Here is a 22,540-nt window from a genome sequence, read left to right as displayed (position 1 = left end):
AGAAAAAATTTCCGGAAAATTATGTCGCACTCAATCAAAAGCCCTGGCGATCAGTCCGGTGCCAATCAGGCGCTCGTCCCCTTGCTGACCCGCATCGCCGAGGCGCTGGAACGTCTCGCTCCGCCGCCGGACCAGCCGCTGGACTTCGGTGCGGCGGACGCCTTCGTCTGGCACCCCGATCCCGACCGTCTGGAAGGGATTCCCGTGGTCAACCGCGTCGACATCATGCTTCTTCAGGGCGTCGAGCGGCAGCGCGAGATCCTGCTGGACAATACCCGCCGCTTCGCCGCCGGCCTGCCGGCCAACAACGCCCTGCTGTGGGGTGCCCGCGGAACCGGCAAAAGCTCGCTGGTCAAGGCCGCCCACGCCGCCATCTGCACGGAGCGGCCGGGCGAACTGGCGCTGGTGGAAATCCACCGCGAGGACATCCCCACCCTGCCCCGCCTGCTGACCCGGCTGAAGGGCGAGGCCCGCCGCTTCATCCTGTTCTGCGACGACCTGTCCTTCGACCATGACGATGCCCATTACAAGTCGCTGAAGGCGGTGCTGGACGGCGGCATCGAAGGGCGGCCGGACAATGTGGTGTTCTACGCCACCTCCAACCGCCGCCACCTGATGCCGCGCGACATGATCGAGAACGAGCGGTCGACCGCCATCAACCCGGCGGAGGCGGTGGAGGAGAAGGTGTCGCTGTCGGACCGCTTCGGTCTGTGGCTGGGCTTCCACAACTGCGACCAGGACACCTATTTCGCGATGATCGATGGCTATGTCCGCCATTTCGGCCTGGAGATCCCGGAAGACCGGCTGCGCGCCGAGGCCGTCGAATGGTCGGTCACGCGCGGAAGCCGGTCGGGCCGGGTGGCTTGGCAGTTCATCCAGGACTTGGCTGGCCGCTTCGGGAAGTCCCTTCGCTGACCTTGCGGTCCATCTGGTCGCTCGGGTCGACGGCCTGGCTGCCTTTGCGCAGCTCGAAATGCAACTGGGGCGAGGACACGCCGCCGGTCTGGCCGACCCGGGCGATCACCTGCCCCCGCTTCACCGAAGCGCCGCGCTCCACCTCGATCTTGTCGAGGTGGGCGTAGGCGGTGATCCAGCCGTCCGAATGCTTCAGCAGCAGCAGGTTGCCGAAGCCGCGCAACTCGTTGCCGGCATAGGCGACCACGCCGTTATCGGCGGCAACCACGGCGGTCCCCTTCGCCGCCGCGATGTTCAGACCGTCATTGTGCAGACCGTCCGGCTTCGGTCCATAGCCGGAAATCAGCTTGCCCTTCACCGGCCACAGGAAGCGGGCGCCGCCACGCGGCGGCGGGGCGCCAACCTCGGCCTTCGGCTCCGGCTTCGGTGGCGCAGCGGCGGCAATCTCCTGCTGCGGAGCGGCGGCAGGCGGAGCGGGTTGTGCGGCTGGTGCCGGAATGGGCGTGGCCGCCGGCTTGCTGCCGGGCGGACGCAGCAGGGTCGGCGCCTGGCCCGGCTGATAGGCGGTATCGCCGGCTGCGGCAGGGGGCGCTACGGCCGGTTCCGGCGCGGCTCCAGGCTTGGACGGCGGCGGCAGCGGCGTTGCGGCGATGCCGCCGGAGGACATGGAGCCGGAGGAGGACGCGCCGGGCGGCGGAAGCTCGGCTGCCTGCACCGACCCGCGGCCGGCGGGCGAACCCTGCGGCGTCAGCGGCACGGCACCGCCGGAGGCGATCCCGGAAGCGACCCCAGAAGCGACCATGGTCCCGCTGCTGTCATTGCTGCCCGGCAGGCGCAGGGGCTGGCCGACCTGTACCGCATAGGGCGGGGTCAGGTTGTTCAGCCGGCTCAGTTCGCTGACGTCGACATTGTGCATCCGGGAGATGCTGTAGAGGCTGTCGCCCTTCTGCACGATATACTGGCGCGAGGTCGGCAGGACCAGCCGCTGCCCGACTTCCAGCCGGTAGGGCGGAGCCAGCTTGTTCGCCTCGATCAGGTCGCGCAGCGGCACATTGTAGCGGCGCGACAGGCTGTAGGCGCTGTCGCCCTTCTGCACGCTGATGGCGCCGCCGGCCGAATCCGGCACCTCGGATACCGTGGTGAAGGGTGCAAGCCCCCCAACCCGGTCGCAGGCGCCGAGCGCCAGGACGGCGGCGGACAGGACCAGGGCGGGCAGGACGCGCTTGGAAAATGCGGGTTTCATGCGGAACGGACCGATTGCGGCGGGTCGGACAGCAGCGGAACGAAACGGACGGGCCACAGGTCCTCCCGGATAAGGCCAGCTTCGGAGCGCCGGAAACGCACGACCCTCTGGTCGCGGTGATCGGTCCCCAACGGAATGACCAAGACACCACCAATGGCGAGTTGATCCGTCAAGTCTTTTGGCGGCTCCGGCCCACCGGCGGCTGTGACCAGTATACGGGCGAAGGGCGCCTGCTCCGGCCAGCCCCGCGTCCCGTCGCCGAGCCGCGTGGTGATGTTGCCGATGTCGAGCACCCTGAACCGCCCCTCGGCTTCACGGAGAAGCGGCTTCAGCCGCTCGATGGTGAAGACCCGGCGGCAGAGCCGCGACAGCACCGCCGCCTGATAGCCGGAGCCGGTTCCGACCTCCAGGACAAGATGTCGCGGGAGCAGGTCCAGCGCCTGGGTCATCAGGCCGACCACCAGCGGCTGGCTGATGGTCTGGCCCTGATCGATCGGCAGCGCCGTGTCCTCCCACGCCCGATCCTGAAAGGCCTCCGGGACAAACAGCTCGCGCGGGATCCGCTCGATGGCCGCCAACACGTGCGTGTCGGTGACGCCGGCCCCGCGAAGGGCCATCAGCAAGCGGATCTTGCGCGGGTTGTATGTCACACGAAGGCCTGCCTCAACGTCTGCAACGTCGGCGTATGGGTGAGGTCGAGATAGACGGGCGTCACCGAAATGCCGCCGTTGAAGACGACATGGATGTCGGTGTCGTCCGCCACGTCGGCTTCGCCGCGCAGTGTGCCGATCCAGATGTAGGGCTTACCGCGCGGGTCGACGCGCTCGAACAGCTCGTCGCCGATCTTGCGCTTGCCGTGGCGCACCACTTGGATGCCGGTCACCTCCGCGGCCGGGCGGGCCGGGAAGTTGACGTTCAGCAGCACGTTCTTCGGCCAGGCCACCGTCACCGCCTTGCGCACCACGTCGGCGCCATGGGCGGCGGCGGCGGACCAGTCGATCGGCTGGCCCGGCTCGTAATGCTGGCTCATGGCGATGGCCGGCACGTTCAGCAGGGTCGCCTCCATCGCCGCGGCGATGGTGCCGGAATAGGTCACGTCCTCGCCGATGTTGGAGCCCTGGTTGACGCCGGACAGAACCAGCGTCGGACGGGCGTCCTTCATCACATGGTTCACCGCCAGCAGCACGCAGTCGGTCGGCGTGCCGTCGACGGTGAAGCGGCGTTCATCCAGCTTGCGCAGGCGCAGCGGCCGGTTGATGGTCAGCGAATGGCTGGCCGCCGACTGCTCCATCTCCGGCGCCACGACCCAGACGTCGTCGGACAGCTCGTGCGCGATGGCTTCCAGGACCTTCAATCCCTGGGCATGGATGCCGTCGTCGTTGGTGACGAGGATCCGGGTCCGGGACAGGTCGAGCGGCAGGTCGAACATCAGATGGAAATCCTCTCCACTCCGCGCATGTAGGGACGGAGCGCTTCAGGAACCAGGATCGAACCGTCGGGCTGCTGGTAATTCTCCAGAACCGCGATCAGGCAGCGCCCGACCGCCACACCCGATCCATTGAGGGTGTGCACGAACTGAGTTTGCTTCTCACCCTTGGCCCGGCAACGGGCCTTCATCCGCCGGGCCTGGAAATCGCCGCAATTGGAAATGCTGGAGATCTCGCGATAGGCGTTCTGGCCCGGCAGCCACACCTCGACGTCATAGGTCTTGCGCGAGGAGAAGCCCATATCCCCGGTGCACAGCACGATGGTGCGGTAAGGCAGGCCCAGCCGCTCCAGGACCGTCTCGGCGCAGCGGGTCATGCGCTGGTGCTCGTCCTCCGACTGTTCCGGCGCGGTGATGGCGACCATCTCCACCTTCCAGAACTGGTGCTGGCGGATCATGCCGCGGGTGTCGCGCCCGGCCGATCCGGCTTCCGCACGGAAGCAGGGGGTCAGCGCGGTGTAGCGCAGCGGCAGTTCTTCCGACGCCACGATCTGGTCGTTGACCAGATTGGTCAGCGGCACCTCGCTGGTCGGGATCAGGTAATGGTCGCTGGAGGTGGTCTTGAACAGATCCTCCTCGAACTTCGGCAGCTGGCCGGTGCCGAACAGGGCGGTGTCGCGCACCATCAGCGGCGGCGCGATCTCGGTGAAGCCATGTTCGCTGGTATGGATGTCTAGCATGAAGTCGGCGAGCGCGCGCTCAAGACGGGCCAGACCGCCCTTCAGTACGGTGAAGCGGGCGCCGGACATGCGGGCCGCCGCCTCGAAGTCCATCAGGCCCAGCGCCTCGCCCAGCTCGTAATGCTGCTTGGGGCTGGCGATGTCGGCCGGCGTGCCCCAGCGGCGAACCTCGACGTTGGCGGTCTCGTCCGGGCCGTCCGGGACGTCGTCGGCCGGGATGTTGGGGATGCCCGCGAGGATGGCGTCGAGTTCGGCGCCGAGCGCGCGTTCTTCCTCCTCCACCTGGGGCAGGCGGTCCTTCAGGGTCGCCATCTCGTCCAGGATCGGCTGGGCGTCGCGGCCTTCGCGCTTGGCAAGGCCGATTTCCTTCGCCGCCTCGTTGCGGCGGGCCTGCATCTCCTGCATCTGGGTCTGCGCGGCGCGTCGGCGGCTGTCGAGGTCGAGCACGGAGGACGACATCGGCGCCAGTCCCCGGCGGCCAAGGCCGCGGTCGAAGGCTTCGGGATTCTCACGGATGGCGCGAAGGTCGTGCATGGCTCGAACAATCAACGAATTGTGTGGGGCACTGGTTATACGGCGCGCCCCCGCCAAGGTCCAGTGCGAGGCCGTAGCGCCGGTCGGTACGGATGGAGTCGGCCATCGTCGGTGCCCCCGATGATGCCGCGCATCGGGTGCTCTGCTCAGGCAGCCGGCTTGGTCAGCACGGCGACGGACTGTCCCAGGGCATGGCCGCCCCAGCGCGGGTCATGGGAATCGACGAAGGCGACCTGCGGACACCCTAGATGTGCAGCCCAGCGTGAGATCGCATTGCGCTCGATGAAAACATTCAGGTGCGGCAGAACCGACTGCCGACGGGCCGCGACCGTGTCGGTAAAGATCGTCCAGTGGTTCGGATCGGCGAATTCCAGAAACGAGAAGATGATGCGACCGCCGGGCTTCGCGGCACGCACGAGGTCCATCAGATACAGAAAGGAATCCTCGTGCCTGAGATGGGTGAAGACGCTGAAGGCGCAGCAGATGTCGGCGAAGGCGTCGGGCACCGGGATGGACAGCCCGTGATTCAAAAGGAATCTGTAGTGCGGCGGAGCCTTCGAGGCTGCGAACCGAAGGAGGTCGTCGACAACGTCCACTCCAAGATATTCGATTTCCCACTTTTGCGAAAGCGCTGTGGACAGACGACCGCTGCCACATCCGAAATCCAGAACGGACATACCGTTCGCCAATCCATACTGCTCCAGCACCTGGCATTCGATATGGCCGAAAATCTCGTAGGCGCCGCCAACCGCCTTGCTCATCGCCACATCGATGGGATCGACGCTCTTCAAAGCCGCAACCAGCTTCTCGTAATCATCGACGAAATATTCTTTTTCCATTATCGGTCTCGACAAAAGGAGAGCAATCGATCGTACTGCGGCTGCCGCAGCCACGGAGTCCGAACCGTTTCCGTTGGACCATAGAACGGAAATCAAATCCTGAAAAGCCGCGAAGCAGCCAAGTATCGGCTGGACTCGATTCCGCACCGGCTATCCCGGTCGGGGCCCGGATGTCGTCGGATTGCGTCCGGAGCATGACGGACAAGACTTTGGGGGCTTGGACAATTTTTCCCTCGGCGCACAATGTCCGCCGGCCGTTTGCATGGCAGCGTGGCGAATCTTCTGAAGCGCAGCAGGGCTTTTTGGCAGTGAGGGATCGTGGCAGTGCAGGATAATGAATCGCCCGCTTACCTGGTGTCGGGCACTCCGGCCTACCGGCGCGCCAGCCGCATCCTGTTCGTCGCCGGCTTTTCCACCTTCGCCACTCTCTATTGTGTCCAGCCGCTGCTGCCCGACTTCGTGCGCGAGTTCGGTGTAACGCCTGCGGAATCGAGCCTGTCGCTGTCGTTGACCACCGGCATCCTGGCGGTGGCGCTGCTGGTGGCCGGCGCCATTTCCGACGGGATCGGCCGGAAGCCGGTGATGGTCGCGGCATTGCTCGGCGCCGGCATACTCGGGATCGTCGGCGCGCTGATTCCGGGCTGGCATGGCTTCCTGGCGGTGCGGGCGCTGGAAGGTCTGGCGCTGAGCGGCCTGCCCGCTGTGGCGATGGCCTACGTTTCCGAAGAGGTCGATCCGAAATCGGCCGGCGTCGCCATGGGACTCTATATCGGCGGGACGGCCATCGGCGGCATGTCGGGCCGGGTGCTGACCGCCGTCCTCACCGATCTCGGCAGCTGGCGGCTAGCGGTCGGGATGGTCGGTGCGCTGGCGGTTGCAGCCGCCGTCACGGTCTGGTTCGCCCTGCCGCCGTCGCGGCACTTCGTCCGCCGCGCCGCCGGGCTGCCGGCCCTGGTGCGGGCTTGGCGCGGACTTCTGACCGATCCGGCTCTGCTCGGGCTCTTCTCGCTCGGCTTCCTGCTGATGGGCGGTTTCGTCACCGTCTTCAACTATATCGGTTTCCGGCTGAGCGAGCCGCCATTCGAACTGCGCCCGGCCATCGTCGGCGCGGTGTTCCTGGTCTACAGCTTCGGCGTCGTCAGTTCCCCGCTGTTCGGCGGCTGGTCTGGCCGATTCGGGTCGAACCGCACGCTGGCGGCGGCGGTGGCCCTGATGGTGGCCGGGCTGGCGCTGATGGAGATCGACAACTTGTTCGTCATCGCCTTCGGCATCGCCCTGTTCACCTTCGCCTTTTTTGGCGCCCATTCCATCGTGTCGGCCTGGATCGGCCGCCGCGCCGCGATGGCGCGCGGCCAAGCCTCCTCCATCTATCTGTTTTGCTATTATCTGGGCTCGACGCTCGCCGGGACGCTCGGCGGGCTGTTCTGGCACGGCTATGGCTGGACCGGTGTGGCCGCCTTCGTCGGTCTTCTGCTGACAGTCGCGGTGGGGGTGACGGTCGGCCTGCAACGCAGCCGCTGACGGTCGAGCTGCGGTACAGCCGCCGATGCGCGGCGAACGGTCGCGGCTGCGATTCGGCTTATTGCGCTGCGCCGGACGGCGCTTCACGTTGTGCGTGTCCATTCGGCGGGAGTGCGCGCGGTGAGCGATCTGACCGTATATCTGGAGAGCGATGCCCGCCGGCCGGAACTCCGCACCTCCGATGCGGCTCTGATAGCGGCTCATCTCGCCCATGCCGGTATTCTCTACGAGCGCTGGAACGCCGATACGCCCCTCCCCGCCGATAGCGATGCGGATGCCGTGCTGCACGCCTATGCTGTCCCCATCGAGCGGCTGAAGCAGGCGCGCCGTTTCCTCACAGCGGATGTCGTCCGCGTCACCCCGCAGACGGACGGCATCGCCGCCCTGCGTGCCAAATTCCTGGACGAACACATCCATGACGAGGACGAGGCGCGATTCTTCGTCGAGGGTGCCGGCGCCTTCTATATCCACCTGAAGACCCGCGTCTTCCGCGTGGTGTGCGAGGCCGGCGACCTGCTGAGCATTCCCGCCGGCACGCCGCACTGGTTCGACATGGGGCCGAAGCCGCGCTTCACCACCATCCGGTTCTTCGGCCGCCCCGATGGCTGGGTGGCCACCCCGACCGGCGACGCCATCGCCGCGCGCTTCCCGCCCTTCGAACCGGAAGCTGCGCAGGCGGCCTGAATCCGCCCCATTCCCGCCTCAAAAAATTCACTTGAATCACGGGCGGAAAAGCGTAAATCAATCGGCACGACGCACCCGCACGTGCCTATGGCCCTCTGTGGTTATGCTACGACGTACCGCGTCCTTTTTGGCAGAACCGACCATTCCAGTGGGTCGGTCCCGAGAGGGAGGTCAGTATGTACGCTGCCCACGGTGGGGCTGTGAGACGGTAGCCCTTTAGCCGGTAAACGACGCGCTGTTGCCTGGAGCTTCACAGCCCGGGGCCGCTGCTCGCACCGGCTTTTTCCGTCTCCCCCCCTTCCCAAATTCGATTGATCGCCGATTCCGCTGCGCCACCCGCGCCCAGTCCTGTGCTGGCCGGCTCGTGACGCGGCCAGGGATCGCTGTCTGCTCACCGGACCGGCCTGCGCGCCGCCGTCCGGGGATAGGAGTGCGCCATGGGTTTCCTGCGTTCCCGTTCCGCCGTCACCCCGCTGCGCCGCGTCGGCCTGAACGACAGCAGCGCCGTTTCCCTGTCCACCGGCCGCCGCTCCACCGTGGCGCAGGCCGTCGCCCTGCACCGTCCAGAAGAGCCGATGCACTGCATCCGTCCCGGCGTGCTGGCCGACACCGCCGACAGCTTCCTGAAGGCATTCGCCGGTGCGACCGATGCGGTCGCCCGTGGCGGCGACGTGCTCTATGCCGTGAAGTGCAACCCCGAGCCGGCGGTACTGCGCGCCCTGTGGGCCGGCGGCGTGCGCCATTTCGACGTCGCTTCCCCCGGTGAGATCCGCCTGATCCGTCAGATGTTCCCGGACGCCGTCCTGCATTACATGCACCCGGTCAAGGGCCGGCAGGCGATCCGCAACGCCTATCACCAGTATGGCGTCCGCGACTTCGTCCTCGACAGCCGGGAAGAGCTGGACAAGATCCTGGAGGAGACGGACGGCGCCGCCGACCTCGGCCTCGTCGTGCGGCTGTCGCTGCCGAAGGGCAACGCCGTCTATGACCTGTCCGGCAAGTTCGGCGCCGCCATCACCGATGCGGTGGAACTGCTGCGCGCCGTCCGCGCGGCGGCGGCGAAGGTCGGGCTGTCCTTCCATGTCGGCTCGCAGATGCTCGACCCGTCGGCCTATGAGCGCGCCATCGCGCTGGCCGGCTATGTCATCGCCGAGAGCGGCGTCGACCTCGACGTCCTGGACGTCGGCGGCGGCTTCCCGGTGTCCTATCCGGGCGTCACCCCGCCGCCGCTCGGCGACTTCATGGCCGCCATCGCCCGCGGCGTCGCCGCCATCGACCTGCCGGCGCAGTGCCGCCTGTGGTGCGAGCCCGGCCGCGCGCTGGTCGCCCCCGGCGTCTCGCTGGTCGTTCAGGTGGTGAAGCGGCGCGGCAGCGAGCTGTTCATCAATGACGGCGTCTATGGCGCTCTGTCGGACGCCGGCGTGCCCGGCTTCCGCTTCCCGGCACGGCTGATCCGCCCGTTCGAGGCGATGACCGATGCCGGGGATGAGGCCTTCAGCTTCTACGGCCCGACCTGCGACAGCGCCGACAAGATGGCCGGCCCCTTCCACCTGCCGGCCGACGTGAAGGCCGGGGACTGGATCGAGCTGGGGCAGCTCGGCGCCTATGGCTCCTGCCTGCGCACCGCCTTCAACGGCTTCGACCAGGCGCGCGTCGTCGAGGTGTCGGACGCCCCCCTGCTCGCCACTCCCGGTTACCAGCTTCGCTCCTGCGCTGCCTGAACACGAAGCCGGTTTCTGTGGATAAAGCGTAAAGACATCCGTAACATTCAGTCGCCCGGCGCGTCCCGTTTCCGCTTCTCCGAAGTGGGCGGGAGCGCCGGCTTATGTCGTCGGCCTAAACTACCTCGGGGAGACAAAAAATCATGGCCCTGGACACGAAGCTCTGCACGTTCACAGGCCGCATGGTCATCGTTGGATTCGGTTCGATTGGCCAGGGTGTCTTGCCGCTGCTTCTCCGTCACATCGACGGACTTACGGCCGACCGAATCACCATCGTCACCGCCGAGGAGCGCGGGCGCGAGGAAGCGGAGCTTTACGGCGTCGCCTTCCACAACAACCCGCTCGACAACGACAATTTCTTCCAGGTTCTGAAGCCGCTGATCGACAAGGGCGATTTCCTGGTCAACCTGTCGGTCGACGTCTCGTCGCTTGCGTTGATCGAGTTCTGCCAGCGGGTCGGCGCCTTCTACACCGACACCTGCACCGAACCGTGGGCGGGTGGCTACACCGATTCCAGCCTGTCGCCGTCGCTGCGCTCCAACTATGCGTTGCGCGAATCGGCGCTGGCGCTGCGCAGCCGTTACAAGGGCGGCCCGACCGCGTTGATCACCCATGGGGCGAATCCGGGTCTGGTGTCGCATTTCGTCAAGCAGGCGCTGCTGAACATCGCCGCCGACACCGGCGTGGAAACCGATGTCCCGACCGACCGCGACGGCTGGGGCCGGCTGGCGCAGAGGCTTGGCATCAAGACCATCCATGTGGCCGAGCGCGACACCCAGGTGTCGAACCAGCCCAAGCAGATCGGCGAATTCGTCAACACCTGGTCGATCGACGGCTTCGTCAGCGAAGGCTGCCAGCCGGCCGAGCTGGGCTGGGGCACGCACGAGAAGGACTTGCCGCCCGACGGCCGCCGGCACGAATTCGGCTGCGACGCCGCCATCTACCTGATGCGCCCCGGCGCGGCGACCCGCGTGCGCACCTGGACCCCGCTGGAGGGGCCGTTCCACGGCTTCCTCATCACCCACAGCGAGGCGATCTCGATCTCCGACTATTTCACGGTGCGCGACGGCGACCGCGTCGTCTACCGGCCGACCTGCCACTATGCCTATCACCCCTGCGACGATGGGGTGATGTCGCTGCACGAGCTGGCCGGCAAGAATTACAACATGCAGGCCGAGCAGCGGCTGATGATGCATGAGATCACCGGCGGCATGGACGAGCTGGGGGTCCTGCTGATGGGCCATCCCAAAGGCGCCTACTGGTACGGCTCGCGGCTGGACATCGACACGGCGCGCTCGCTGGCGCCCTACAACAACGCGACCTCGATGCAGGTGACCTCCACCGTTCTCGGCGGCATCGTCTGGACGCTGGAGAACCCGAATCGGGGGTTGGTGGAACCGGACGAGGTCGACTTCCGCCGGGTGCTGGACATCGCCACCCCCTATCTCGGCGAGGTGGTCGGTGCCTATGGCGACTGGACTCCGCTGCAGGACCGCAATGTCCTGTTCCCGGAAGACATCGACGAGGACGATCCCTGGCAGTTCAAGAACTTCCGGGTGAATTGAGAGACGTTGGATGAAGCACCGCAGCCCCCAAAGCCGGTTCCGGCGCGGCGGCTGCGGCAGCGCTGCCACAGGGGGGACGGCGACACGGTGACATTGCCCGCGGAAGGGTCTTGAAACCGTTGACTTGGGCTTTCGCTTCCCCCAATCGTTCCGACATGCCCAAGCACGTCTCCCGGCGCGCCCGCGCCAAAGCTCCGACCGTCGCCAACCCCATCCTGCGCTCCGGCATCGTCGGGCTGATGGTGGCGTGTGGGGTCGCCGCCGTGGATCTGGCCCTTCCGGATTCGGCCCATGCCCAGACGCCGGCCAAGCAGGCGCTGACTCCAAAGCCGACTCCCAAGCCGGCCGACGGACCGCTTCCGGGCAGCAAGCCCGCCGCTCCGGCCGCCCAGGCCGGCGCGACCGGCACCGAATCGAAACAGGACCCCGTCCTGCTGACGGCCGATCAGGTCACCTTCGACGAGGTGAACAGCGTCGTCACCGCCAGCGGCAATGTCGAGCTGGCCCAGGGCAAGCGCAGCGTCCACGCCGACAAGATCACCTACAACCAGAAGACCAAGGTCGTCACCGCCACGGGCAAGATCCGGCTGGTGGAGCCGTCGGGCGACATCGTCTTCGCCGATTACGCCGAGCTGACCGACGATCTGAAGGACGTGTTCATTGAGAACATCCGCGTCCTGATGACCGACAACGGCCGCATGGCCGGCAATGAGGGCGAGCGGCGCGAGGGCCGTCTGACGCGCGTCAGCCGCGGCGTCTACAGCCCTTGCGACCTGTGCAAGGAAGACCCGACCCGTCCGCCGCTGTGGCAGATCCGCGCCGTGCGCATTGTTCACGACAACGAGGAGCATGAAGTCCGCTATCGCGACGCGACGATGGAGATCTTCGGCATCCCGGTCGCCTACACGCCCTATCTGTCGCACCCCGATCCGTCCGTGGACCGTAAAAGCGGGTTCCTGACGCCGTCCTTCGGCAACAACTCCAATCTCGGCGCGATCCTCAAGACCCACTATTACTGGGACATCGCGCCGGACCAAGACGCCACCTTCGACCTGCATTACTACTCGCAGCAGGGGCCGCTGCTGGGTGGCCAGTACCGCAAGCGGTTCGAGAGCGGCCGGCTGGAACTGGAAGGCGCCATCACCCGCGGCGACGTGGCCAACACCACCATCGTGCCGAAGGAAACGCGCACCCGTGGCTATGTCGCGGCGCGCGGCCTGTTCGACATCGACGAGACGTGGCGCGCCGGCTTCGACATCAAGCGGGCCAGCGACCCGACCTTCCTGCGGCGCTATTACGATTTCCGCGAGGATTACCTGACCAGCAAGGCCTTCGTCGAAGGCTTCCACGGCCGGAACTATGCGGCGATCACCGGCTACAGCTTCCAGGACATGCGGTACGGGAATCCGATTCCGGAGCCCGTCACCCTGCCCTATGCGCAGTACAACGCGCTGGGCGAGCCGGGCAGCCTGCTGGGTGGCCGCTGGTCGTTCGACACGAGCCTGCTGGCGGTGTCGCGCTTCCGGAACGCCGGCCCCGACACCCAGCGCGTCATGGTCCAGCCGGGGTGGGAGCGCAACATCGTCTCCAATGCCGGCTTCGTGACGACCCTGTCGGGCAGCGTGCTGGTCGCCGGCTACAAGGCGCAGCAGTTCAACTACAACGACCCGACGGTCCGCGGCGACGACAACATCAGCCGCTTCCGCTTCTTCCCGCAGGGACAGGCCACCGTCCGCTATCCATTCGTCCGCTACGGCGAAAGCTCGTCCCAGCTGATCGAGCCCATCGGCCAGCTGACCTTCGCGCCGAAGCTGCCGAACGGCCGCCTCTTCCCGAACGAAGACAGCCTGGACGTCGAGTTCGACGATGTGAACCTGCTTCAGCCCAACCGTTTCACCGGCATCGACCGGCTGGACGACGGCATGCGCTTCACCTACGGCATGCGCGGAGCGATCTACGGCTACACCCAGGGATCGGCCAGCCTGTTCCTGGGCCAGAGCATTCGCCTGAGCGACAGCAGCGCCGGTTTCTCCGGCGATTCGGGCCTGGAGGAGCGGGTTTCCGATTATGTCGGCCGCCTGGATCTGCAGCCCGCCGACTGGCTGGACGTCAATTATGGCTTCCGCGTCGATCACGAGACCTTCCGTCCGCGCCGTCACTCGCTGAACGCCTCGGCCGGCGTGCCCCTGCTGCGTCTGTCGACCTCCTACACCTATGTCGACCAGACGACCTCCCGCAACGCGGTCACCCGCAACCGGGTGGAGCAGGCGAACTTCGGCGTTTCCTCGCAGTTCACCGATCGCTGGAACATCGGCATCGCCCACACCCAGGCGATGGAACCGCAGCCGGGTCCGCGTTCCAGCCTTGCCGTGCTGACCTATGGCGACGAATGCCTGCTGTTCCAGACCATCGCCCGGCGCGACTACACGATCAGCACCACCGGCGAGAAGGATGGCAACACCATCTTCTTCCGTCTGGTATTCAAGAATGTCGGCGAGTTCAAGAGCCCGGGCATCAACGCCAGCTTCCTGGGCGGCGGGTCGGCCAACCAGTAATAGCGTTTCCTTGGGATAAAGACGGCACAAACCAACGGCCAGGGGGTTGCATCCCCTGGCCGTTGCCATTAGCCATTAAGGTCCGACGAGACAGCCCGCCACGACCGAAATCATGACCCTGGGACGTTACGACTACGAAAGACGGTACCGCAAACGCATGCGGGCCGGCGCGATCAAGTTCATGCTGCTGGCGGCACTCGTGCTAGGGGTCGGGCTTTTCTCCTACCAGATGGGAATCGAGCAGCTGAAAGGCCGCGACGTGACCCTGCGCGAGGAGATCGCCACGCTGTCGCGCCAGAAGGCGGAGCTGGAGCTGCTGGCCAGTCAGATGCAGCATGCCGCCCGCACCGCCGAGGCACGCGCGGCTGAACTGGAAGGCCGCCTTCAGCGCGAGGTGCCGACCGGCGATCTCGCCAAGCTGAGCCAGCTGGTGGGTGAGCGGCTGAAAAGCGGGCTGGACGCCAACCGCCTCGCCTTCGTCATCTCGCAGGCCCAGGTTCCGCGCAACTGCCAACCGACCGACACCAAGCGCTTCACGCTGAGCACCCCGCTGCTGAAGGGCGGCGCACGCGGCGTCACCTTCGGCAACGGAACCGTCACGGTCACCGGCGAGGGTCAATCGGCGCACAACCCGCAAGGCAACGCCGAAAGCTGGTTCGATCCGGGCCAGCCGGTGACCATCCGCATCACCGGCATGGGCGGCAAGGGCACCACGGTCAGCGGCGTTCTGCCTCTGCACCAGTCGCTGGTGGTCGACAACAGCGAATACCGCTTCACCATCGCCGCGGCCCAGCGCTCCTTCGTCGAGGTGACCGCCGACCGCTGCGCCTATCCCTGAGGCGGAACGGCGAATCCGCGCGGCGGCTCTCCCGCCGCGTGGATGTCCCACATGGTCGTGAAAGCCGATTCGATGGAACGGGCGAACCGGTCGGTATCGAACAGGGGAGCGGTGGCGCAGGCCCGCTCCAGCCGCAGCTTCAAAGCGGCCAGTTCGGCAGGCCGCGCCGCCAGCCGCTGCGCCGTCGCCTCATAGGCATCCCAATCCGCCACCGCCAGTTCGGGCAAACCGACCGCACGCAGCAGGCTGGCGGCAACCCGCCCGGCAAAGGACCGGCCGGGGACGGTCAGCACCGGCAGCCCGGCCCACAGCGCATCGCTCGCCGTGGTGTGGGCGCCGACCGGGGCTGAATCGAGAAACAGGTCGGCCAGCCGGTGGCGCGCCAGATGCGCCGGTCCCAGCAGGCGCGGGGCGAAGATCAGGCGTTCCGGCGCGACGCCGCGCTCCGCAGCAGCCCCCCGCAGGTTGGCGGCGACCTCGGCCGGCCCGTCGAGCAGCCAGAGGACCGATCCCTGCACGCGATGCAGAATCCGGCACCAGCGACCGAACAGGTCCGGCCCGATCTTGAAGGACGCGTTGAAGGCGCAGAAGACGAATCCGTCGGCCGGCAGCCCGCAGTCGGCGCGATCCGGTATCGGCCCGATGATGCGTTTCCGGTCATTCGGTTGGTAGCTGTCGGGCAGATGGACGATGCGCTCGCTGTAGAAACGCTGGTGATCGGCCGGCGCCACCACCGCGTCGGCGATGACGTAGTCGATAGCGCTGCTACCCAGCGTGCCCGGATAGCCGAGCCATTGCGCCTGAACCGGCGCCGGCCGGTATGCGGCGATGCCCGGACGGGCGCTTTGGGTGTGGCCTTTCAGATCGACCAGAATGTCGATGCCGGCCTCATGGATCAACCGGGCTGCGGCCTCGTCGGTCAGGGCCGACAGGTCGAGAAGGCGGTCGAATCCGGCGACCAGCCGCTTGCGCAACGGCTCGCCGTCATCGGGGCCGTAGGAGCAGCCGACAATCTCGAAGCGGTCGCGGTCGTGCCGTTCGATCAGTTCGGCGATCAGCACCGCGGTGGCGTGTTCGTGGAAATCGGCGGAGAGATAACCGATCCGCAGCTTGGCGCCGCGGTCGGTGCGCTTCGGGAAGCCGGGCCGGATGCCTCGCGTCTTCCAGCCGGCATAGCGCTCGGCACAGGCACGCTCCAGCGCCGGCCCCGCCCCTTCCCCCAGGACGATCCAGGGGTGAGCCTGCTGCGTCCGCCCCTCCCGTACCAGATCGACCAGCCGGGCGGACAATGCGCCCAGCCCAGCCCAGCGGCAGAGATGCCGGCGCTGCTGCACCAGCTGAGCCAGCACGCCACCGGCATCGGGCAGGCCGATGCGCAAAGCGCGGTCAAAGCCGACAAGGCTTGCTGCCGCATCCTCCGCCGGGCCGCCGCGCTGGCCGCGCTCCTTCAACGCAAGGGCAAGGTTGGCCTGCCCTTCCGCCAGATCGGGCAGCAGACACAAGCAGGCACGGAAACCGGCGGCGGCGCGGTCCAGATCGCCGCGGTCACGGTGCAGGGCGGCCAGGGCCAGCCGAGCCGGCACCAGCGCACGGTCAAGCTTCAACGCCCGGCGTAGCGCTGCTTCCGCCTCGTCCAACCGGCCAAGCTCGCGCAGGAGAACGCCCTGGTTGCACGGCGCCGGTGCAAAGCCGGGCATCAGCCGGGCGGCTTCGCCATAGGCCGCGGCAGCCTCCGCCGGACGGCCGAGCGCCTGCAGCGTCACGCCCCAATTGTAGTGGTTGCCGCCGAAATCGGGGAGCCAATCCAGCGCCTTGCGGTGATGCGCCTCCGCCTCCGCAAGGCGGCCCTGACGCCGTAGCGCCTCACCGAGGTTGGAGCGGGCGACCGCCTCCTCCGGCGTGCCGGCCTGCCCCAGCGTGTCGAGTGCCGCGAACAGGGCCGACAGCAACGCCGCGTCGCCCGCTTTGCCGGCGAGACGGCGGCGCAGGTCGGCGATGGCGCCCTTGCCACTCTCCTTAGAGGTCGGCGGCGGCGAGGTCACTTGCGCTGCCATTCGCCCGTGGCGGTCATCACGAATTGTCCGGCCGGGGTGCGCTCGATCAACTGCTGGCCGGCAACCGCCTGGACCTTGTCCAGCGCCGTGCCGTTGCCCTTGGCGATCTCCTGATAGCGGGCCAGGCGCTGGGCATTCACCTGCTGCGCCAAAGCCTGGGCGGAGGCGGGCGCGCCCGGAACCACGCCGACCATCCCGTCCGGACGCTCGCCCAGCTGCCCGGCGGCCTTGGCGGCGGCCAGCGCATCCTGGGCCAGCGCCAGTTGCGGCATCGCGACCGCCAGCAGTCCGGCAGCCAGGGTGGAGAGTGCGAGCCGGTCGAAATGCCGGCGGTTGATGGGGCTTCTCGTCATCACTTCTTCCCCTTCGTCGAAGAAGGCGCGGTGTCGGTGGGAAGACCGAACAGGGCGGGGTCGTTGCGGATCGCGTCGTCGACGTCGCGCTCCAGCTTGACCCGCACCTCCTGCTCGATCCGGACATTCAGGTTGATCTCGATGGGCTTGTCGGGCGCCTCGATCTTCACCGTCGGGGCGCAGGCGGCAACGGAGGCGGAGATCAGCAGGGCAGCCGTCAGGCCTGTGTGGGAAAGTCTGGTAACCATGGTGGCGATCAGTGGTCCTTCTGGTCGGAGCCGGTCATCCGCTCCCGCAATGTGTCGGGAATCCGGTAGACGTCGAGGTTCTGGCGCAGAATCCGGTCGAGCGCGCCGGACAGCTTAAGGTTAAGCGCAACCGGATAGCCATCGTAGAATGACGGGTTGGCCCCGCGCAGGGAGAAGCCGGCGTTGAGTTCGCCGCCGGCCTGCCCGTCGATGGTGATCCGCAGGGTTTCGTAATGGAAGTCGGTCAGGGCGCCCATCAGCATGGCGGTTGGGCTGCCGTCCTCCCCCTTCAGGCCGGATGGCGGCTGGGCGGGGTCGTAACGCAGCGTTCCGGGCCCCGCCGATTCGAGGACACCGCCGTTCAACGTGACCGTATCGCCGGCAAGGACCACGGGGAGGGTGCCAGCCAGCTTGCCGCTTGCCTCCAGCCCATCCACGGCAATCAACTCCAGCAGCTTTGCGGCATCGATGCCGTCGGCATGCAGGGTGACCGTCCCCTTCGGCTTGTCGGGTGACAGTTCGAACGGGTCGGCATGGAGCGTGCCGCCGGCCCAGCGCCACTCCGCCCGGTCGACATCGAGACGCCCGTCGCGGCCATAACCGAACAGCAGCGTCCCGTCGGTCAGCGGAATGCCGACATCCAGCAGGCCGATGGACAGCTTCTGCCCGACCGGGATCACCGGTGGCGACAGGCTGGACAGGGCGACCGTACCGCTGACACCGGCAACCGTCACCGGACCGGCGGCGCCGGCCAATCCCTTGACCACCGCTTGGCCGGCCGTGGTCAGGCCCTTTGGGGTCAGGGAGAGCGTCGCCTTGCCCGACAGCGTGCCGGATGCTTTCTCCAAGAAGGTGGCGCCCAACGGCGAGACCGCGGCGAGACCGGGTCCGTTCTCGGCGAGGCGGATCGGCTTCGCTACCGCCTCCAGCCGTCCGGTACCGGCGGTCTGGTCATAGGTGCCGGTCAGACCGACCGTAAGAAGACCGTTTGCGCCCTTGGCTGTGCCATCGATGGTCCACGGTCCCTCCCCCGCCTGAACCGCCTGCATTGTCACGGCCAGCGGTACGATGGGTGCCGGCTTGGCTGTGTTGGTCAACCGCGCGACGGCGGCATCCGCCCGCCGTCCGGTGCCGTCCTGCCCCAGCCGCAACACGACCTGCTCGGCCCGCAGACTGCTCGTCGGCATGTCGAGCCGCGGCGCTTGCAGCTCTGCCGCGACGGCCATGGAACCGCGCGCCCAGCGCAGAAGCTCACCCTTCTGGACGGCGCACAGCGTCGCTCCCTGCGGCAGGTCGAGACGCTGGCCGGAAACCGTCAGACCTTCCGCCTCGGCCGGCAGGCAACCGTCGGGGGTGACGGTCACGGCGCCGCCATCCGTCCCGACCACCAGCGCGCCGGACAGGATCAGCCGGCCCGACATCGGCAGATCCAGCGCCTTGGCCGCTGCTTCGAGCGGGCCGCTGTCGCCGGTGATTTCCAGCCGCAGCCCCTGCCATCCGTCGGCGATGCGCAGTCCTGTGACGGTCACCGCGGCACCGGTGAATCCGGTCCCGCGCAACGCTTCGGTCGCTGTGGCGCCGATCAGCGCCGGTCCGGCCAGGATCACCCCGCCCAGCCCGACGACGCCAAGCGTGACCGCCACCGCCGTTGTCCCCGCTATCGCCCGCCCCAGCCTCAATGCCCCCACCCCTTCCCGTTCGATCGTCAGAACCGGCATGCCACGTCCACGCCCGGATGAACACCCGGACGAGCGGCCGTCATCCGTGACCTTTGGCGGATCTTTCGGGTGGCAGACCGGCCGGCCCGCCTATCGATTGGCCGGCCGGTCGAACTTCCCGCGAGCGCGGCTTTGCATTCCGCCGCTTTTCCCCTATGGTCCGGGGCGCGGATTTCGGCTCATCGGAGTGTTTCGCATGAAGCGGTGGACCCGCGTATTGCTGGCGGCTCTGTTCGCCACAATCTTCACTGTCTCGTTCTTTACAGTTTCTCAAGGGGAGGCGAAGGCCTTGGATCCGGAAAACACCATTTACCTCGACCTGAAGGACGGTCGCGTGGTGATCGAACTGCGGCCCGACCTGGCGCCGAACCACGTCGCCCGCATCAAGGAACTGACCCGCCAGGGCTTCTACAACGGCGTCGTCTTCCACCGCGTCATCGACGGCTTCATGGCCCAGACCGGCGACCCGACCGGCACCGGCATGGGCGGCTCCGGCCAGAAGCTGAAGGCGGAGTTCTCCAGCACCCCGCACATCCGCGGCACCCTGTCGATGGCCCGCGCACAGGATCCGAACAGCGCCGACAGCCAGTTCTTCATCTGCTTCGCCCCGTCCCAGTTCCTGGACCGCCAGTACACCGTCTGGGGCCGCGTGGTCGAGGGCATGGAGTTCGTCGACATGATCAAGAAGGGCGATCAGGCCCGCAACGGTCAGGTCTCGAACCCGGACAAGATCATCAAGATGCAGGTCGCTGCCGACGTGAAGTAACGTCGCCGCATCAGCCGACCGAAAAAAAGGGACCGGTTCGCCGGTCCCTTTTTTCTTGTGCACCGATTCCGAACTCAGATGCCGGCTTCAGCCGCCGGACAGCGCGTTGGTCATGGCCCGCAGCAGGTCCTTCATCGATTGCGGCCGGTCCTGCCAGCGCATCGACAGCCCCGACAGAAGCACCTTCTCGAATCCGGGGACCAGCGCCACCCCCAGCTCCGAGGGCTTCGGCACCTTGTCGTTCATGAAGCGGGCGGTGGCGTCGGGCGGCGTACGGCCGGTCAGCGCCAGATAGATGGTGGCGCAAAGCGCATAGACGTCGGACCAGGGGCCTTGCCGCCCCTCATTGGAATATTGCTCCGGCGGGGCATAGCCCGGCTTGAGGATCACGGTCATGCCGGCCCCCGGACGGGCGGTCTGCCGCGCGGCACCGAAGTCCAGCAGCTTGCGGTCGCCGCCATTGGTCAGGAAGATGTTGTCCGGGCTGATATCGCGATGGATCAGCCCCTGGTCGTGGATGGCCTGCAGGGCCTTGGCGATCGGCATCACCACGGCCAGGGTCCGCTTCACGTCGATGCGTCCGCCGCTGTCGACCAGATACTTCTTCATGGTGCGGCCCTCCAGCAGTTCCATGACCAGATAGGCGGTGCCGTTCTCCTCGAAGAAATCCTGGACGCCGACGATCTCGCGCACGTCGCGCAGGCGGGCGAGCGTCCGCGCCTCCTCCAGGAATTTCTCCAGGCCGGCGGCGAAGGTTTCCGCATGCTCGTCCGAGAAGGGGGAAACGGCAGCGGTGTTGGGAATCCGGGCGATCAGGTTTGCCGGGTAATATTCCTTGATCGCCACCTTCACCTGCAACCGGTCGTCCCAGCCCAGATAGGTGGCGCCGAATCCCCCCTGCCCCAGCACCCTGCCGGCCCTGTAGCGGCCATGCAGCAGCGTGCCGGGCACAAGATGCACGCCCGGCCGGTTGTCTGACTTTTCGGGGAAACCACAGGCGGCACAGGTGCCAGCGCTGCCCTGGGCGCTTCTTTGAGCGCTCCCTTGGGTGGTATAGCAGCTTGGACACAGGCCGGGTTTCACTCCGGAAGCCGGCTTCGACGATGCCGTTCCGGCCGGCTGGCGGCTGACCGGGTGAAGGATGGTCTCGGCACCGCGCATGCCTTTCGGCGGAGGTCTCTGCGGCGAAGGACCCTGGGGCGAGAGCTGCGCCACATCCACGGTGGGCTGCACGGCTGCCGGGGAAACGGGGGCAGCGGAAACGAGGGCCGGGAAAACAGGCGGCAGAACGGGCGGAGGGGCTGATGCCGTCGCCAACTGGCGCAGCCGGTCCAGCAGTTCCAACAGACGCCGGACCTCGGCCTGGGCGACCTCGCTCTCCGGCTGGGCAAGCTCGGCCTGGAACTGCGGTTGGCGGACGATCTCAAGGATGTGCTGGCGCATCAGCGGCAGCGCTCCGTCCTCGCGGATCAGACCGGAGCAGGCGACCTCCGCCAGCCGGACGGTGCGGCGGCGCAGGACCGGCTCCACCTGCCGCAGGCGGACGGCGAGCTGGCCGGTCTTCACATAATCGTCCACCGCCCGTTCGGCTTTTGCGGCAATCCGCTCGCAGGTGTCGGCCGGCAGCGGAGCGGAGCGGAGCGCCGCCAGTGCGCGGACGAAATCCCGCTCCAGCAGAGCCGTGTCGGGCGTCTGCACCAGCATGTTCTCGATCAGCAGCTCGTTGCAGACGGCGGCCTCCAGCGAGGCGAGGATCTCGTCGGCATGCCGTTCGGCGGCGGGGGCCGCAGCGACGCGGGTCAGGTAATGGATGCGGCAGATCAGGTCCGATTGCCCTTCGCCAAGCCCGACGATCGACCGGCGATAGGCGCTGGCTCCTCCCTGCTCCAGCCGGCGCGAATAGCGCACGGTCAATGCATCGGCCATCGCCGCACCGCCGATTAGCCCGTCGCGGGTCAACAGATGGCCGACCAGCGTCTTCAACATCTCCGCCTCCTGGTCGAAGGCGCCACGGCCCAGCGGCTGGGGCGCCTTCAACTGACGGCGGATGCGGTCGAGCACCGCGGCCTTCGCCTGGGGAAGCTTGTTCTGGCGGAACAGGGCGTTCAGCACGCCAACGCGGTTCGGTCCGATGGCCTCCATGCCGATCCGGCCGAACAGCAGGTCGCACAGGGTTCCCAGCAGCGTGCCGGGCAGCAGGTTGGCGCCGAACAGCTCCGCACCTGCCGCGGACGAGGCCAGGATGTCGCCGATCACCCCATCGACGGCCGCGGCCAGCCGTTCGTCCCGATCCCACTGGTGCAGTTCCAGCAGGCGGTCCAGCTTACTGTTCCAGCTCTTGAGGTCGACAAGCTCCAGGCCGATGGCGACGCGCAGGTCGTAATCCGCATCGCCGGTCGGTGTCTTGCTCCCCTGCGACAGCAGCCAGTCGACGGAGGTGTGGCCGCGCGGCATGGCGGCGAAGGCAACCTGGGCGACCCTGGCTTTTGCCCAGCTCTCGTCCACCGCTGCGCGGATGGCGCGGCGGCGAACCTGAAGATCCTGCCCTGGCGCGCGCGCCTGGATTGTCGCGATCCTGGTGATGGCCGCCTCGACCAGAGAGCCTTGCTCCAGACAGGATTTCAGCGGCTTGGCGAGATGGATCAGTTCCGTCGGCGTCAGAAGCAGCGGGTCCAGATACGACCGCATCGCCACTCCGATCACCAGACGCGCCGGCAGCGCATGGTAATCCGCCAGCGCGCCGCACAGCTCCGCCTCATCGAGCATAGCCATGGCCGGCTGGGGTGTCGGGGTTGCGCGGCTGAGCTGGGGACTGGACAC

At 67.3% G+C, this 22,540-nt stretch carries 18 protein-coding genes; 8 read left to right on the top strand and 10 right to left on the bottom strand.

Annotated elements, in window-relative coordinates:
- The first annotated feature begins 21 nt into the window (after positions 1 to 21).
- Positions 22 to 915, top strand: a complete 894-nt coding sequence (locus ABNQ38_RS16735) for an ATP-binding protein (protein ID WP_377809378.1) — start codon at positions 22 to 24, stop codon at positions 913 to 915.
- Here the strand turns inward: ABNQ38_RS16735 and ABNQ38_RS16730 are convergent.
- From ABNQ38_RS16730 to ABNQ38_RS16710, 5 genes are all read right to left on the bottom strand, one after another.
- Positions 872 to 2,158: a peptidoglycan DD-metalloendopeptidase family protein gene (locus tag ABNQ38_RS16730; protein WP_377809377.1), complete on the bottom strand. Its 1,287-nt coding sequence runs from the start codon at positions 2,156 to 2,158 to the stop codon at positions 872 to 874. The genes ABNQ38_RS16735 and ABNQ38_RS16730 overlap by 44 nt on opposite strands.
- The gene (locus ABNQ38_RS16725; RefSeq protein ID WP_377809376.1) at positions 2,155 to 2,808 is read right to left on the bottom strand and encodes a protein-L-isoaspartate(D-aspartate) O-methyltransferase; all 654 of its coding nucleotides are present in this window, start codon (positions 2,806 to 2,808) and stop codon (positions 2,155 to 2,157) included. Before ABNQ38_RS16725 ends, ABNQ38_RS16730 begins: the two co-directional genes overlap by 4 nt.
- Complete coding sequence (gene surE, locus ABNQ38_RS16720; protein WP_098739824.1) at positions 2,805 to 3,587, bottom strand: 5'/3'-nucleotidase SurE; 783 nt, start codon at positions 3,585 to 3,587, stop codon at positions 2,805 to 2,807. Before surE ends, ABNQ38_RS16725 begins: the two co-directional genes overlap by 4 nt.
- A complete protein-coding gene (gene serS, locus ABNQ38_RS16715) occupies positions 3,587 to 4,858 on the bottom strand; it encodes a serine--tRNA ligase (protein WP_377809375.1) in 1,272 nt (423 codons plus the stop codon). The genes surE and serS overlap by 1 nt, the downstream gene beginning before the upstream one ends.
- Before the next feature lie 146 nt (positions 4,859 to 5,004).
- Positions 5,005 to 5,697 (bottom strand): class I SAM-dependent methyltransferase, encoded by a 693-nt coding sequence (locus tag ABNQ38_RS16710; RefSeq protein ID WP_377809374.1) that lies wholly within the window; start codon positions 5,695 to 5,697, stop codon positions 5,005 to 5,007.
- Positions 5,698 to 6,021: 324 nt separating this feature from the next.
- Between ABNQ38_RS16710 and ABNQ38_RS16705 the strand changes: the two genes are divergently transcribed.
- The 6 genes from ABNQ38_RS16705 (at position 6,022) to ABNQ38_RS16680 (ending at position 14,581) form a co-directional block, all read left to right on the top strand.
- Positions 6,022 to 7,218, top strand: coding sequence for an MFS transporter (locus ABNQ38_RS16705; protein ID WP_377809373.1), 1,197 nt, complete (start codon positions 6,022 to 6,024; stop codon positions 7,216 to 7,218).
- Between the two features lie 120 nt (positions 7,219 to 7,338).
- A complete protein-coding gene (locus ABNQ38_RS16700) occupies positions 7,339 to 7,902 on the top strand; it encodes an acireductone dioxygenase (RefSeq protein WP_377809372.1) in 564 nt (187 codons plus the stop codon).
- A gap of 437 nt (positions 7,903 to 8,339) precedes the next feature.
- Positions 8,340 to 9,623, top strand: coding sequence for a type III PLP-dependent enzyme (locus ABNQ38_RS16695; protein ID WP_377809371.1), 1,284 nt, complete (start codon positions 8,340 to 8,342; stop codon positions 9,621 to 9,623).
- 143 nt (positions 9,624 to 9,766) lie between these two features.
- Positions 9,767 to 11,188, top strand: coding sequence for a homospermidine synthase (locus ABNQ38_RS16690; RefSeq protein WP_377809370.1), 1,422 nt, complete (start codon positions 9,767 to 9,769; stop codon positions 11,186 to 11,188).
- 155 nt (positions 11,189 to 11,343) lie between these two features.
- The gene (locus tag ABNQ38_RS16685) at positions 11,344 to 13,743 is read left to right on the top strand and encodes an LPS-assembly protein LptD (RefSeq protein ID WP_377809369.1); all 2,400 of its coding nucleotides are present in this window, start codon (positions 11,344 to 11,346) and stop codon (positions 13,741 to 13,743) included.
- A gap of 112 nt (positions 13,744 to 13,855) precedes the next feature.
- Positions 13,856 to 14,581, top strand: coding sequence for a hypothetical protein (locus tag ABNQ38_RS16680; RefSeq protein WP_109051560.1), 726 nt, complete (start codon positions 13,856 to 13,858; stop codon positions 14,579 to 14,581).
- Here the strand turns inward: ABNQ38_RS16680 and ABNQ38_RS16675 are convergent.
- From ABNQ38_RS16675 to ABNQ38_RS16660, 4 genes are read right to left on the bottom strand one after another with little or no spacing between them, the layout of a single operon-like run.
- Positions 14,572 to 16,635: a tetratricopeptide repeat protein gene (locus ABNQ38_RS16675; protein WP_377809368.1), complete on the bottom strand. Its 2,064-nt coding sequence runs from the start codon at positions 16,633 to 16,635 to the stop codon at positions 14,572 to 14,574. The genes ABNQ38_RS16680 and ABNQ38_RS16675 overlap by 10 nt on opposite strands.
- Positions 16,620 to 16,988 carry a YdbL family protein gene (locus tag ABNQ38_RS16670; RefSeq protein ID WP_377809367.1) on the bottom strand — a complete coding sequence of 123 codons (369 nt, stop codon included), beginning with the start codon at positions 16,986 to 16,988 and terminating at the stop codon, positions 16,620 to 16,622. Before ABNQ38_RS16670 ends, ABNQ38_RS16675 begins: the two co-directional genes overlap by 16 nt.
- A complete protein-coding gene (locus ABNQ38_RS16665) occupies positions 16,988 to 17,236 on the bottom strand; it encodes a YnbE family lipoprotein (protein WP_377809366.1) in 249 nt (82 codons plus the stop codon). Before ABNQ38_RS16665 ends, ABNQ38_RS16670 begins: the two co-directional genes overlap by 1 nt.
- Before the next feature lie 8 nt (positions 17,237 to 17,244).
- Positions 17,245 to 18,954: a YdbH domain-containing protein gene (locus ABNQ38_RS16660; protein WP_377809365.1), complete on the bottom strand. Its 1,710-nt coding sequence runs from the start codon at positions 18,952 to 18,954 to the stop codon at positions 17,245 to 17,247.
- 196 nt (positions 18,955 to 19,150) lie between these two features.
- On the opposite strand from ABNQ38_RS16660, the gene ABNQ38_RS16655 reads away from it, so the two are divergent.
- Positions 19,151 to 19,720, top strand: a complete 570-nt coding sequence (locus tag ABNQ38_RS16655) for a peptidylprolyl isomerase (RefSeq protein WP_377809364.1) — start codon at positions 19,151 to 19,153, stop codon at positions 19,718 to 19,720.
- Between the two features lie 87 nt (positions 19,721 to 19,807).
- Here ABNQ38_RS16655 and ABNQ38_RS16650 read toward each other — a convergent pair whose 3' ends face one another.
- Positions 19,808 to 22,492 (bottom strand): serine/threonine-protein kinase, encoded by a 2,685-nt coding sequence (locus tag ABNQ38_RS16650; protein WP_377809363.1) that lies wholly within the window; start codon positions 22,490 to 22,492, stop codon positions 19,808 to 19,810.
- Positions 22,493 to 22,540 lie beyond the last annotated feature (48 nt).

The organism is Azospirillum sp. A29 (assembly GCF_042604625.1).
Lineage (GTDB): Bacteria > Pseudomonadota > Alphaproteobacteria > Azospirillales > Azospirillaceae > Azospirillum > Azospirillum palustre.
This window is presented reverse-complemented; position numbering and strand designations above follow the sequence as displayed.

Bases quoted from the DNA above. Each gene is read 5' to 3' on its own strand.
- ABNQ38_RS16730 (WP_377809377.1), bottom strand. From the start codon at position 2,158: ATGAAACCCGCATTTTCCAAGCGCGTCCTGCCCGCCCTGGTCCTGTCC.
- ABNQ38_RS16690 (WP_377809370.1), top strand. From the start codon at position 9,767: ATGGCCCTGGACACGAAGCTCTGCACGTTCACAGGCCGCATGGTCATC.
- ABNQ38_RS16735 (WP_377809378.1), top strand. From the start codon at position 22: ATGTCGCACTCAATCAAAAGCCCTGGCGATCAGTCCGGTGCCAATCAG.
- ABNQ38_RS16670 (WP_377809367.1), bottom strand. From the start codon at position 16,988: ATGACGAGAAGCCCCATCAACCGCCGGCATTTCGACCGGCTCGCACTC.
- ABNQ38_RS16665 (WP_377809366.1), bottom strand. From the start codon at position 17,236: ATGGTTACCAGACTTTCCCACACAGGCCTGACGGCTGCCCTGCTGATC.
- ABNQ38_RS16650 (WP_377809363.1), bottom strand. From the start codon at position 22,492: ATGGCTATGCTCGATGAGGCGGAGCTGTGCGGCGCGCTGGCGGATTAC.
- ABNQ38_RS16685 (WP_377809369.1), top strand. From the start codon at position 11,344: ATGCCCAAGCACGTCTCCCGGCGCGCCCGCGCCAAAGCTCCGACCGTC.
- ABNQ38_RS16675 (WP_377809368.1), bottom strand. From the start codon at position 16,635: ATGGCAGCGCAAGTGACCTCGCCGCCGCCGACCTCTAAGGAGAGTGGC.
- serS (WP_377809375.1), bottom strand. From the start codon at position 4,858: ATGCACGACCTTCGCGCCATCCGTGAGAATCCCGAAGCCTTCGACCGC.
- ABNQ38_RS16680 (WP_109051560.1), top strand. From the start codon at position 13,856: ATGACCCTGGGACGTTACGACTACGAAAGACGGTACCGCAAACGCATG.
- ABNQ38_RS16710 (WP_377809374.1), bottom strand. From the start codon at position 5,697: ATGGAAAAAGAATATTTCGTCGATGATTACGAGAAGCTGGTTGCGGCT.
- ABNQ38_RS16695 (WP_377809371.1), top strand. From the start codon at position 8,340: ATGGGTTTCCTGCGTTCCCGTTCCGCCGTCACCCCGCTGCGCCGCGTC.
- ABNQ38_RS16655 (WP_377809364.1), top strand. From the start codon at position 19,151: ATGAAGCGGTGGACCCGCGTATTGCTGGCGGCTCTGTTCGCCACAATC.
- surE (WP_098739824.1), bottom strand. From the start codon at position 3,587: ATGTTCGACCTGCCGCTCGACCTGTCCCGGACCCGGATCCTCGTCACC.
- ABNQ38_RS16660 (WP_377809365.1), bottom strand. From the start codon at position 18,954: ATGCCGGTTCTGACGATCGAACGGGAAGGGGTGGGGGCATTGAGGCTG.